Below are 12,662 nucleotides of genomic sequence, written 5' to 3' on the forward strand. Positions count from 1 at the left end.
CTAGCATCTGGGGCATCTGAACGCCCTCCGGGAACGGGTTCTTAAGAATGGCCAAACTTCGTGAAAAACGGCGTTTGGCTATTTTTATAATTAATGGGTATTTTAGCAGGGTGATTGCACGAATTGTAGAAGAGATATATAGAAGAAAGAACGGGGAGGGGTCAAGTTGGCTGCGGTAGCTTCAAGTATTTTTGTTAAAGTTTTTCGTTTTGAGCCTGATAAGGCGGCAGGATGGTTTCAGGATTATGTAGTCGAAAGTGCAGAGCCGCTTTCCGTAATGGCACTGCTAGCGAAGATACATGAGGTGGAGCCTGCTTTCGCCTGTCGCACGTCAACTTGCTTCAAGGGGAAGTGCGGGTCATGCCTGGTTCGGGTGAACGGACAGGATGTTTTGGGCTGTGTGACCTTGGTTAAGCCCGGAGAAGCGGTCGTGGTGGAACCACACTCCAAGTTTAAACTAATTCGTGATGTCGTAGTGGATTTTTCGCAGACGATATCTGCGCGAAAGGAGTTTGACGGAGAATGAAGCTAACCAAGACGCTGAAAGCAGATGTTCTGGTTATTGGCGCTGGTGCCGCTGGGCTTAGAGCTGCGCTTGCTGCCGCAGAGGCTGGCTCGCAGGTTATTGTAACTAACAAGGGACCGGTAGCTAAATCGGGCATTACGCTTACCGCCGCGGGCGGGATGCAGGCTCCTTTCCACCCTGAAGATAGCTCGGAGCAATACTTCCAAGATACGGTGAAATGCGGTTATGGACTGGGAGATAAAGCTCTTGCCAAAATATTGGCTGATGGCGCCTGCGCTAGTGTTTTAGATGCGGAACGTTATGGAGCCCGCTTTGTTCGCGGTGCGGACGGGAATTTTTCTCTGGGCCAGTTTCCGGGGCAGTCAAAGCCGCGCAATCTGTTCGTAAAGGGCGGCGGGATTGGACTGGTGGCTGCTTTAGCTCAGGCCTGCAGAAAAAATGAAAACATTATCATTGTTGATGATTTCTTTGTTACTGGGCTGGTAAAAGCAAATTCCTCAGGCGCAACCAGAATCGCAGGTGCTGTGGGCCTAAACCTGAAGACTGGCGAGTTGACCCTCATCCAAGCTACGGCGGTAGTGATGGCGACAGGTGGTTGTCAATGGTTATGGGAAGTCAATGATTGCCCGACTGATGCGACGGGCGACGGGGTGGTGTATGCCTACCGGGCTGGCGCTGATCTGGTTGACATGGAAATGGTGCTATTTTATCCATCAGTCATTGTTTGGCCGCCGTCGATTAAAGGCGCGTTCGTGCATTACGAGTTTCTTGCCGCCGATGTGTTGGACGGCAACGTTTACGACAAAGACGGCAATGCTGTCTTGCCCAAACCGCTGCCGGTGCGCGATGAAGCAATGCGACTGATGCAACAAGCGATCAGCGCTGGTCGTGGCGGTCCTCACGGTGGTTTGTGGTGGTATGTGGGAGACTCCCCTAAAGGATTGGCAGCTGTCCGAACTAAATTAGATATTGCCCAGTATAACTATATTAAATCCCATGGCGTTGATCCTTCGACAGCGAAAATTGAAGTGGCGCCAGGGGCGCATTATCTGATGGGCGGCATTCATATCGCCGAACAATGCCAAACAACACTTCAGGGGTTATTCGCTACGCCTGAATGCGCAGGCAATTTTGATGGCGCAAATCGCTTGGCTGGCAGCGGAATAACGGCGACTCAGGTCTTTGGCGCCAGAGCGGGACTTTATGCACACCAGTGGGCGGCTGCCAATCAAATTGCCGATGCTGATACCGGCTCGCTTGAACAGGAAACCTGGCGTGTTGCCCGCAGAATTGGCAAGAGCCAGCCTGCCGCATCGAACGTTCGGGAGCTTCGCGATCGGCTGCGAGCCGCGGTTCAATTGTATGCGGGAGTAAACCGGGATCAAGCCGGACTCAACCGATTGGCCGAAATTGCCTGTGAAGTGCAGGCGGCGGCAGACAGTGAGCAAGCATCTGAGGTCACTAATTATAATCTGCAGTTGGTGGATCTGCTACAGCTAGACGTCATGTGTGAAGTGGCTCAGGTCGTTGCCGGCAGCGCGCTGTTGCGTCAAGAATCGCGCGGCCACCATTTCCGGACAGACTTCCCGCAACAAAATGATGACAATTGGCTCCAACATACGCTGGCCATAAGAACAGAGAATGGGCCGCGGTTTAGCACCAAACCAGTATTATAAAGAAACTCCCCGGAGCTAGTCATTCAGACTAATCCGGGGATTTTTGAAGCCCTAGAAATTATAAGTTCGCGTGCGTGCGAGGTTACGTATCCACAGAGGAAACAGAGGAGTAGCAGATATTTTGCCAGCTATGCTGGCCCCAAACTTTAGCCCTTTGTGTCCTCTCTTACCACTCTGTGTCCTCTGTGAAATGGTACTTCTGCTAAAGATCACCGCATGATTTCTTATCTATCTTTCCGGCGTTGCTTATAGGCCAGATAGCGTTGGCGGCCTGCTTCGAACAATTGGCGTTCTTCGTCAGTGGTGAGCTCCAGCGCCGGTACCGGCTGGGGGTTGCCGTTCTCGTCCAGAGACACAAAAGTGAAGTAGGCCGTTAATGCGGTTTTGGCGGGTTCGTCTTTGGTGACATCTTCTACGGTGACTGAGACCGCTACTTCCATGGAAGAGTTGCCGACAAACGTCATTTTACCATGACAAGTGACCAAGTTGCCGATACGAATCGGCATGTGAAATTCCATTTCGTCCACTCTGGCGGTAACAACATTACTGCGGGCATGACGATGTGCTACGACTCCGCCAGTGTTATCCATCATTTTCATGATTTCGCCGCCATGAACAACATAATATGGATTCGCGTGCTGCGGCAGCATGAGATTTGCCATCGTTATCTGAGAATGACTTACCGGCTTTGTCCTCATAATGAGCTGCCTCCTCCAATCATTCGGTCGCGTAATTATCAAAATAGCCTTGGATCAGAATAACCGGCGTACCCTTGTCACCGCTGCCGCTAGTTAAATCACATAAGCTGCCGAGTAAATCGGTAAGCTGTCTTGGTGTTGTCCCCAAGGCCGCATCTTGGCTAGAAAGATTGTCTTTCTTGGTTTTAATTTTTGCTTTGATTGCTTCTGTTAACGCATCATCGCAGAGATTACGCAACTCATTATCGGCAATATACTTAATCTTTATTTCGTTGGGCATTCCTCTAAGGCCAACCGTGTAGCCTGGTGACACAACCGGATCAGCCAACTCCCAAATCTTTCCTTGTGGATCTTTAAAGGCGCCGTCACCATAAACCATGACTTCGGTATGTTTACCGGTAGCTTGTTTAACCGCTTTTTGAATATCGACAACTAGGGTTTGGCAATCTCGCGGGAAAAGTTTAATTGTTTCTTCTGATGCTTTATTGGAACCTAGCACGCCAAAATCAGGGTTATAGCCGCTGCCGGCAATCGGCTGGTCGAGCAGATCATCAAGACCGTAAACGGTTGTGGCTCCTGCCTTAATTAAACGTTTCTTGGTTCTATGTCTTTCGTGAATATTGGCAACCAAGATTTCTTTAGTGTAATTTAAGGCCACGGTGGGGTCGTTGGTTAGGTAAATATGAATATTCCCGTTCGTGGCGAGCTCTTTGTATAGCTTGATATAGTCAATGCCTGTAAAGGGGTGTGCAACATGCTCGCCAAATAGTTGGCGGTATTTTTCCTCGCTGAGGGTATCTGTATAGGGATTAATACCGAGATCGTCCATTATATCGACATCAATCAAATGGTTTCCCATTTCATCAGAAGGGTAGTTTAGAAATAAATGAATGGTTTTTCCGCTTAACGCTATTCCTTTAAGAATAAGCGAAAAACGATTTCGACTTAAGATAGGAAAGAGGACCGCAATGTCGCCCTTGTATTTTGCGTTGATGTCTTGCGCGATATCCTGAACGGAAGCATAGTTTCCCTGGGAGCGGGCTACTAGAGATTCAGTTATGCCGATGACATCGCCATCTTTAATGCAAAAGTTTTCTTCCTTAGCAGAAGTCAAAACAGAATTAACAATAATGTTTACTATATCATCTCCCTCTTTAACGATGGGAGTTCGGATTCCTCTGACAGTCGTTCCAATCGTCCTTGCCATGGCTATTCCTCCTTCAATCATTCCTGTTCTGAAATTTCAATTGTTTTTCGTGACAACACAAATAGTAACATATCTACGATAAAGTCACAAGATGAGTCGGTAATTATACAGTGCGGAATTCAGAGGCTTACCAGCCGGAAACGGCAGGATATGGCGGGGGAGATGGCGAAATACTACTATCATCATCTACTTAGGAGGGTTTACGTGGACATTAACACATTCCTGGCTGAAAAAAAGAAAAAAGCCAGTGAAAATCAAAAAGCATTCCAAAAAAGCAGCAAGGCAACCCCGGGGAACAATACCCAACGTCAGATGCCGATGCGAAAAACTGGTAGGGGCAAATAGCATTTCGCATTAGGGGGAGGTATAGATGGAGTTTTCGACTCTAAAGGAACTGTTTGCAACACGTCGCTCTATTCGCAAGTGGAAAACTGATCCGGTGCCGGAGCATATGCTGCTACAGGCGATTGAAGCGGCAACCTTGTGTCCGAACGGCGGCGGCAAGCAGACCTATAAATGCTATGTGATTACCGATCCTGCGAAAATCGCCGAAATCGGTCAAGCCGTTCAAAATGTCAGCGATTACTTGGCGACTCTTTGCAAAGAGGAATCAGATATAGAAACCGTGGAGCGCTGGCGCGCAAATTCAAGTTTTTTTGCGAAGGCGCCTGCATTAATTGCTGTTAGCGCTCTCGTTTACCAGTCGATTGCCGATAAACTGCAAGCCTGCAATATGGCTGACTCGCGTGTGGCCGAGATCAATCGCGGCAGGCAAATCGCGGCTTCCCGCATTCAAACAGTAGGTGCTTTTGTCGATCATCTGCTACTAGCTTTGCATACTTTCGGCTTAGGGGCGGTATGGATGGCCGGACCAGCGCAGGCGAAGGCAGAGGTAGAGCGAATTATCGGCATGAGCGGGCAGGAAGACTTTGCCGCACTGATCCCGGTCGGCTATCCGGATGAACAACCGGCTGCTCCTGCACGTAAACCACTTGAAGAATTGGTGACGTTTATCCGGTAAAGCGAGGTTTGTGCAGATGGGCAATTCGAAGATAGTATGCTATTGTAAAAATGTGACCGAGGCGGAGATTGTGGAACATGTAGCCATTCGGCGGTGTTGCACAACGCTTGAGGACATTCAACGTCATACCGGTGCGAACACTGGCGCGGAGTGCCATATTAAAAACCCCGCTGGGACCTGATGTTACCTTGTGGTGCAATCGGTGATTGCCAAAGCCCTAGTAGCTCGTCGCACTTAAAGTTTGAGATTAGATTGCGAGGATTTTTTTGTCCTCCGAGGCGGAGAAGCCGCGCATATCGGACATATGCAAGGCGACGACAACGAAGCAGGACGGAAAAAGACCGCAATATAAGCCATATTTTTAAGTGCGACGAGCTACTAGTGATGAGAGCGTAAGTGAACTGCAACCGAATCGAAAGCGAGAGAAGGATGCTAATTGCTTCTCTCGCGTTATTGAATTCATGGCAAGAAATCTCCAGCCTGAGAGACTGTTCAGAAGGGGAGGATCACTGGTGGAAAAGCGACGTTCGGTCTGCCCGTACGATTGCCCTGATGCGTGCGGGCTTGTTGTTGAGGTGGAAGATGGTAAGGCTGTCAAGGTAGCAGGTGATAAGGAACACCCATTTACCCGGGGGGTTCTCTGTCCCAAAATGGCTAACTATGAACAGACAGTCCACTCGCCAGACCGCCTGACAACTCCGCTACAGCGAGTCGGCCCCAAGGGGAGTGGCCAGTTTCGGCCGATTTCCTGGGCGACTGCGATCAGAATAATTGCTGACAAATGGCAAACCATCATTCGAGAAGATGGCGCTGAGGCTATTCTTCCTTGCTCATATGCGGGGACGATGGGTCTTGTCCAACGCAATGCCGGCCATGCCTTTTTTTATAAGATGGGAGCGGCCCGGTTGGATCGGACAATTTGTTCGCCGGCAAAGGGCTATGCTTGGGAAGCGATTATGGGAAAAACCTTGTCTGTGCATCCAGATGAAGTGATGGACAGTGATTTGGTTATTCTCTGGAGCAGCAATACGATGGCTACCAACATTCACTTTTTGCACGGTGTGCGGGAAGCCAAACAACGCGGTGCGCAAGTATGGATGATCGATACCTATGAAAATGCCACAGCCCAAATTGCTGACAAGGTTTTTCTTGTTAAGCCTGGCAGTGACGGTGCCTTAGCGCTAGGAATGATGCACATACTGGTGCGGGACGGCTTGACTGATGAAACCTTTATTGCTGAGCATGTGCGAGGTTATGAAGAGCTGAAGCAAAACATCCTGCCTGATTACACACCAGAGGCGGTGAGCGCCTTAACAGGTCTTGATACAGCGGCTATCGTCACCCTGGCGCATGCCTATGCGAAAGCCAAAGCGCCGTTTATCTGTCTCGGCAGCGGCTTGAGCCGGTATGGCAATGGCTCGATGGCCACCCGGACTATTATTGCTTTACCGGCGCTGATTGGGGCTTGGGCCAAGCAGGGCGGCGGGCTGCTAAACAGCATCAGCACTGGCAGTGCCGTGCCGATGGCGGCAGTAACGCGCGAAGACTTGCTAGAGAAGCCTACTCGTATTATTAATATGAATCAACTGGGTGACGCCTTAAATCAGATTGAAAAGCCATTGAAAGGCATTTATGTCTACCATTACAACCCGGCGGCAGTCAATCCGGATCAGAATCAGGTTATAAAAGGGTTAGAGAGGGAAGATTTATTCACCGTTGTTCATGAACGGTTCATGACTGATACGGCAAAATATGCCGACATCGTACTGCCTTGTACCTCGTCATTGGAACATGGTGATTTATACCGATCCTATGGTCAGTATGTCGTGCAACGAGCATATGCGGCGATACCGCCGATTGGCGAGTCCAAGTCGAACAAAGAAGTGTTTGCACTGTTAGCCGAGGCGATGGGCTATGACGAGCCGGTTTTGCACTTGACAGCAGACGAACACGTTGATCTGCTTATCAAGACCGGGACTCCCTGGCTGAATCAGATTAACAAGAAAAAGCTAAATGCCGGTGAGCCGGTCGAACTGCCCGTGCCTGACAATCATAAACTAACTTTTAAGACTCCATCCGGAAAAATTGAACTTCTCAATCCCCGGGAAGCGGAGCCGCTGCCACGTTACTTTGCACCATATGGAGACGCTGAGCCGTTTTGGCTAATGACAGCGCCTAGTCTGTACGGACTCAACTCATCATTTAGCGAGCGAGCTGAGCTGATTAAACGGCGTGGCGATATGCCACTGTTGATGAATCCAGCTGACGCCGCTGCCAAGGGGCTCGTCGATGGGCAAAAAGTTGTTGTCTTCAATGGACGAGGAGAGGTAGTCTTTACCCTTCAAGTTACACCAAAGACGCCAAGTGGCGTGGTTGTTGCCGAAGGTGTCTGGAAACTAAATCAAGGATTTAATGGACGCACGGTTAACGCTCTCACCGCACAGCGATTGACTGACCGTGCTGGAGGCAGTACCTTCTATGATACAAAAGTTGACATTCGACCGGCCTAGAAAATTCTTCATGCGTGTCCGCTGGAAAAGACACTTGACTTGTGAATAAACACACATTATAATCAAAATACAACAAAGTTGATACTAAACACGATGAACAGGAAGCTGAATGTAAGGTGTTCAGAGAGACGGCGGGTGGTGTGAGCCGTTACATCAAGCAGCAAGGTTCCACCTGGGAGTGTCTGATGAGGAATCAGAAAGGGGTCCGCCCAGTATAGCGGTTAAAGTTGGCCGAAAGGCAACATGGGTGGCAACGCGGGAAAAGTTCTCGTCCCTACTTGGGATGAGAACTCTTTTATTTTTCTACAGGCGGTTACAAAACGCCCATCTGCGTTGTTGATCCTGCGGTTACTTGCTTGCGTACCCGTATCGTACGCGGCGCGGCGTAATCCTCGTCTCGCCTAGTGATGCTACTACGCTTATGTACGACAGCGATATTTGTAGTCGCATATGTAACAACATCTGGGCATTTTCTAACCGCCTGTACTAGCAAAAAAACGGAGGTAACAGTGATGAAAATATTAGTTTCTGAACCAATTGCCGAAAAAGGTCTGGAAAAACTCGTTCAAGAAGGCGCCACTGTTGATTTAAAGACCAGTTTGACACGGCAAGAATTGCTGAAGATTATTGGTGAGTATGACGCACTGATTGTACGCAGCAATACCAAAGTCAATGAAGAACTGTATCAAAAGGCGACTCAACTAAAAGTAGTGGGACGCGCCGGCAATGGCGTTGACAACATTGATATGGATGGGGCGACTAAACGCGGCATTATTGTCGTCAACACCCCTGACTCCAACAGCGTGTCGGCTTGCGAATTGACGATTGGCCTATTGCTTGCAACCTGCCGCAATATTCCCCAGCATCATATCCGTCTCAAAGGAAAAGTCTGGGATCGTTCTGGCCTTAAAGGCATGGAACTGCTGGATAAGACTGTCGGCATCGTTGGTTTAGGACGGATTGGTTCGCTAGTCGCTACCCGCTTGAAGTCGTTCGGTATGAAAATAGTCGCTTATGACCCTTATATCAGTGATAGCCGCTTCCAGCACGTAGGCGTGGAGAAAAAAGAAAAACTGGAAGACTTGATGCGAGTCTGTGATATCCTCACCGTGCATACGCCGAAGACAGAAGAAACCTATGGTATGATCGGCAAAGAGCAGCTGGCAGTCGCTAAGAAAGGCCTGACTGTGATCAACTGCGCCCGGGCTGGCATTGTGAACGAGGTGGCGCTGATTGAAGCCCTTAAAACAAAGATCGTTGCCAGGGTCGGGATCGATGTTCCAGAAGGTGAGCCTGAGCCGATTTCACCGCTGCTCGAGTATGATAATGTGATCGTGACACCGCATGCCGGTGCTGATACGAAAGAGGCCCAAGATAATGTCGGAGTAACCATCGCCCAGGAGGTTATTTCGGCGCTGCGCGGCGAGATGGTTCCCAACGCGGTCAATCTGCCGACACTACACACGCAAGAACTGGCTGCAGTCAAGAACTATCTAAAACTAGGCGAAACGATGGGTAAGCTGTACTATCAGCTCGAAAAAGAAGCGGTTGAAAAAGTCGAAATCACCTACCGCGGCGAAGTGGCGGCAATGGAAACTTCGGTGATCTCTTTAGCTATACTAAAGGGCTTGTTCGAGCCGGTTCTCAAAGAAAAGGTTAACTACGTAAATGCCAGTGTTGTCGCCAAAAGCAGAGGTGTAGTTGTCACCGAAAGTAAAGAATCTGAGGTAGACAGCTACCTGACGTTAATTACAGTTAAGGTGATCTCGAAAGGCAAGGAATTTACCATCAGCGGCACTGTCTTCGGCAAAGACGACCTGCGGATTGTCGAAATCAATGGCTATGAATTTGACGTAATTCCGATGCCGTATATGCTAATCGCTGAGAATATGGATAAACCGGGTGTTGTCGGTCAGATGGGGACCTTATTGGGTGTAGCGAAAGTCAATATTGCGACCATGCAGCTGGGCCGCAAACTCACCGACAATCGCGCCATGATGGTACTAACCGTAGATTCGGAAGTTTCGAAAGAGACACTAGAGTTCGTTGGTGGCGTTGACGGTATCCTGCGGGTTCGGTTTGTAAAATTATAGCTGAAGAAGAATCGACGGGGTGAAATTTGTGCTGCCGGTATATGCGGTTGGGAATTATCAAACGGACCGTCATTCCTCTTTGTGACAGATGGATTAAGAGTTATAAATATCGGTACACACATTATGTAATTTTACACCTTGAAAAGAATATGCCGCTGCGATATAATAAATATGTAAACAATAGCAATGGCGCTTCAGGTTTTTAACCTGAGGCGTTCTTTTTTTGATTTGGAGGTGGGTATCATTTCAATTGCACGATTTAAGCATGATCCATCGGTCGGGATGATCAGAGATACGTAAAGCTGGACAGATAGATACGTGCAACAAGAATAATGGAGGTATATTGATATGATGATAGTCATAGGTGGGTTAATTGTAATTGCTACGATTTATTTTTTGCTAAAACGGTATGATTCCCGTTTGGTATTACTTGTGTCTGGGGTGCTAATGGCTGTATTGGCCGGTAAACCAATGGAAGCTTTCAATGCATTTGCGAAAAGCATGACCGAAGGTAGTTTGATTCAAGCAATCTGCTCAGTCATGGGTTTTGCTTTAGTGATGAAAGTTACAGGATGCGATAAGCATCTCATAAATTTCTTTGCAAAATGGCTGACCAAAGTACGGCCTCTACTAATACCTGGAGCTACACTTGCAACATTTGCCATCAATATTGCACTGCCAAGTGCGGCTGGTGCAGCGGCTGCCGTGGGTGCTATTTTTATTCCGTTATTAATGTCAGCAGGTATTCATCCCGCTACTGCCGCTGCCGCAGTAAAGTCAGGCACTTATGGAAGTATGTTGAGCCCGGGACTTGCTCATAACGGAGTGGTGGCGAAACTGGCACAGGTAGATGTCATGACTGTAATCGGCGTACATTACCTGGCAGACATTGCATCCGTGGTAATTGCCGCATTGGGCGTTACTGCAGTGGCAGTCTTTCTGAAAGAACATAAAGGCTATGAACTAGCTGCGACCAATGCGGACGGCACACCGGCATCAGGGACACAAGTGATGAAGACTAACATTTTATATGCTTTTGTGCCGCTCATTCCCATTGTTATACTCTTATTGGGCGCTAGTGGCAAGGTACCTGTCTTCAAGATGGGTGTACCGCAGGCTATGCTGATCGGTTCGATTATCGCTCTTGTTGTTACAAGGAAGAATCCGGTTGAAGTTACTAAATCATTCTTTGACGGAATGGGTAACGCCTATGCCCAAATTATGGGTATCGTTATTGCCGCAGGTGTTTTTGTTAGTGGTATGAATGCGCTTGGTCTTGTTAATGCGTTCATTGCATTCATGCTCAATTCGACAGGCATTGTCAAATTGGCAGCTGCATTTGGTCCTTTCGCACTTGGCATTATCTCGGGTTCAGGTGACGCAGCCGCTTTCGCGTTTAATGAAGCGGTAACTCCTCATGCCCAGAAATTTGGTTTGGACGTTATCAGCATGGGCAGCATGGCTTCGTTAGGCGGAGCGCTCGGACGAACAATGTCTCCGATTACGGGCGCTACTATAATTTTGGCTGGCATCGCGGGTGTCAATCCGATGGAAATTGCTAAGCGTAATACACCAGGCATGATCATTGCAATAATTGTTGCCATGTTTATTCTGCTATAATGGCTATACGCTCAGTAAACGGCTAATGCTATGTTGGAGGGGTTTAAATGGTTAATAGTAAAAGGATTGAGAAATGGTTTAGTCAACTAGCAGTTGTTGGCACAGATGCTGGTGGCGGTTTCACTCGACTTGCTTTTAGTGACTCTGATTGGCAAGTACGAGATATTGTTATCGAACTTATGCAAAATGCTGGTCTCACAGTGCGGTTTGATGCATTTGGCAACATTATCGGTCGGCGTGAGGGAAAAAATCCCGATGCTCCTGTTGTAATGCTTGGCTCACACACCGACAGTGTGCCTAATGGCGGTAATTTTGACGGAGTACTGGGTGTACTGGCGGCCATTGAGGCAGTGCAATGCATGCAGGAAAGTGGTGAAGAAAACTACCACCCTATCGAAGTGGTCGTATTTATGGCAGAGGAATCTAGCCGCTTCGGATATGCTACTCTAGGAAGCAAGGTTTTTTGCGGTAAGATTTCGCTTGAGAATTTAGAGTCTTATAAAGACAAACAGGGCATATCACTAGCGCAGGAAATGCGACTGCGCGGTCTTGTTCCGGAAAAAATTGCCCAGGCCTGTTACACCGGCGAGATAAAATCATTCCTAGAACTGCATATTGAGCAAGGAAAAGCGCTAGAACTAACAGGCCACCAAATTGGGGTGGTCACAGGTATTGCCGCACCAACTCGCTTGCGGTTAATGGTTACTGGCATGGCGGATCACTCCGGTGCTACGCCAATGAACATGCGTCAAGATGCGCTAACAGCTGCTGCCGAGATTATTCTACAAGTAGAGGCACTGGCTACAGCAGAATTGCAAAATGGCGTTGTAGGAACAACAGGTATAGTTAAAGCTGAGCCGGGCGTTATGAATGTAATCCCTGGCCGAGTCGAATTGGGAATAGATATTCGCGGCATATCTTCTGATAGTAAGCATCGGGTTATCGACAACCTTGTTGCCGCTGTGGACAGTATCAAAGACCGCCGCGGTGTTGGGGTTGAAATCGTCACGCTTACCGACGACACGCCTGTGCAGATCTCAGGAGAAATGATTGATTTCCTGGACGATATCTGTAAACAGTTTCCGTACCCGACCATGCGGATGCCGAGCGGCGCTGGTCACGACGCTATGCATATTGCTGCCATTGCCGAAACGGGGATGCTGTTTATTCCGTGCCGGGGAGGAATAAGCCATAACCCTGGAGAATGGGCATCAATAGATGATATCGTAGCAGGAACGGAAATAGTCTTAGCTGCAGTTCGTAAACTCGCCAGTCAAGAATTCTCCTGGCAAAAGTAAGCTAAGTAATAAG

10 protein-coding genes and 1 pseudogene are annotated in these 12,662 nt (G+C 48.5%); 9 read left to right on the forward strand and 2 right to left on the reverse strand.

What is annotated here, in order from left to right:
• Positions 1–166 precede the first annotated feature (166 nt).
• Positions 167–526: a 2Fe-2S iron-sulfur cluster-binding protein gene (locus AXX12_RS00320; protein WP_066236630.1), complete on the forward strand. Its 360-nt coding sequence runs from the start codon at positions 167–169 to the stop codon at positions 524–526.
• Complete coding sequence (locus AXX12_RS00325) at positions 523–2,202, forward strand: FAD-binding protein (RefSeq protein WP_066236632.1); 1,680 nt, start codon at positions 523–525, stop codon at positions 2,200–2,202. The genes AXX12_RS00320 and AXX12_RS00325 overlap by 4 nt, the downstream gene beginning before the upstream one ends.
• Before the next feature lie 224 nt (positions 2,203–2,426).
• On the opposite strand, the gene AXX12_RS00330 is transcribed toward AXX12_RS00325, so the two are convergent.
• Positions 2,427–2,900: an acyl-CoA thioesterase gene (locus tag AXX12_RS00330; RefSeq protein WP_066236633.1), complete on the reverse strand. Its 474-nt coding sequence runs from the start codon at positions 2,898–2,900 to the stop codon at positions 2,427–2,429.
• A gap of 19 nt (positions 2,901–2,919) precedes the next feature.
• On the reverse strand, positions 2,920–4,107 hold the full coding sequence (locus AXX12_RS00335) for a coenzyme F420-0:L-glutamate ligase (RefSeq protein WP_066236635.1): 1,188 nt from the start codon (positions 4,105–4,107) through the stop codon (positions 2,920–2,922).
• Positions 4,108–4,311: 204 nt separating this feature from the next.
• Here AXX12_RS00335 and AXX12_RS19115 point away from each other — a divergent pair, with 204 nt between their 5' ends.
• From AXX12_RS19115 to AXX12_RS00360, 7 genes and pseudogenes are all read left to right on the forward strand, one after another.
• Positions 4,312–4,452, forward strand: coding sequence for a hypothetical protein (locus tag AXX12_RS19115; protein WP_156478556.1), 141 nt, complete (start codon positions 4,312–4,314; stop codon positions 4,450–4,452).
• Positions 4,453–4,477: 25 nt separating this feature from the next.
• Positions 4,478–5,128, forward strand: a complete 651-nt coding sequence (locus AXX12_RS00340; RefSeq protein ID WP_066236637.1) for a nitroreductase family protein — start codon at positions 4,478–4,480, stop codon at positions 5,126–5,128.
• A 34-nt stretch (positions 5,129–5,162) separates the two neighbouring features.
• Positions 5,163–5,306: pseudogene (locus tag AXX12_RS18630) on the forward strand ((2Fe-2S)-binding protein); the annotation flags it as partial.
• Positions 5,307–5,589: 283 nt separating this feature from the next.
• Positions 5,590–7,638 (forward strand): molybdopterin-containing oxidoreductase family protein, encoded by a 2,049-nt coding sequence (locus AXX12_RS00345; protein WP_066236638.1) that lies wholly within the window; start codon positions 5,590–5,592, stop codon positions 7,636–7,638.
• A 512-nt stretch (positions 7,639–8,150) separates the two neighbouring features.
• Complete coding sequence (gene serA, locus AXX12_RS00350; RefSeq protein WP_066236640.1) at positions 8,151–9,731, forward strand: phosphoglycerate dehydrogenase; 1,581 nt, start codon at positions 8,151–8,153, stop codon at positions 9,729–9,731.
• A gap of 348 nt (positions 9,732–10,079) precedes the next feature.
• A complete protein-coding gene (gene dcuC / locus AXX12_RS00355) occupies positions 10,080–11,351 on the forward strand; it encodes a C4-dicarboxylate transporter DcuC (protein WP_066236641.1) in 1,272 nt (423 codons plus the stop codon).
• 47 nt (positions 11,352–11,398) lie between these two features.
• Positions 11,399–12,649 carry a Zn-dependent hydrolase gene (locus AXX12_RS00360; protein WP_066236643.1) on the forward strand — a complete coding sequence of 417 codons (1,251 nt, stop codon included), beginning with the start codon at positions 11,399–11,401 and terminating at the stop codon, positions 12,647–12,649.
• Positions 12,650–12,662 lie beyond the last annotated feature (13 nt).

The sequence above is a fragment of the Anaerosporomusa subterranea genome (assembly GCF_001611555.1).
GTDB lineage: Bacteria > Bacillota > Negativicutes > Sporomusales > Acetonemataceae > Anaerosporomusa > Anaerosporomusa subterranea.

Coding starts and splice junctions, on each gene's coding strand:
- AXX12_RS00325 (WP_066236632.1), top strand. CDS start 523: ATGAAGCTAACCAAGACGCTGAAAGCAGATGTTCTGGTTATTGGCGCT.
- AXX12_RS00330 (WP_066236633.1), bottom strand. CDS start 2,900: ATGAGGACAAAGCCGGTAAGTCATTCTCAGATAACGATGGCAAATCTC.
- AXX12_RS00335 (WP_066236635.1), bottom strand. CDS start 4,107: ATGGCAAGGACGATTGGAACGACTGTCAGAGGAATCCGAACTCCCATC.
- AXX12_RS00340 (WP_066236637.1), top strand. CDS start 4,478: ATGGAGTTTTCGACTCTAAAGGAACTGTTTGCAACACGTCGCTCTATT.
- AXX12_RS00345 (WP_066236638.1), top strand. CDS start 5,590: ATGGCAAGAAATCTCCAGCCTGAGAGACTGTTCAGAAGGGGAGGATCA.
- serA (WP_066236640.1), top strand. CDS start 8,151: ATGAAAATATTAGTTTCTGAACCAATTGCCGAAAAAGGTCTGGAAAAA.
- dcuC (WP_066236641.1), top strand. CDS start 10,080: ATGATGATAGTCATAGGTGGGTTAATTGTAATTGCTACGATTTATTTT.
- AXX12_RS00360 (WP_066236643.1), top strand. CDS start 11,399: ATGGTTAATAGTAAAAGGATTGAGAAATGGTTTAGTCAACTAGCAGTT.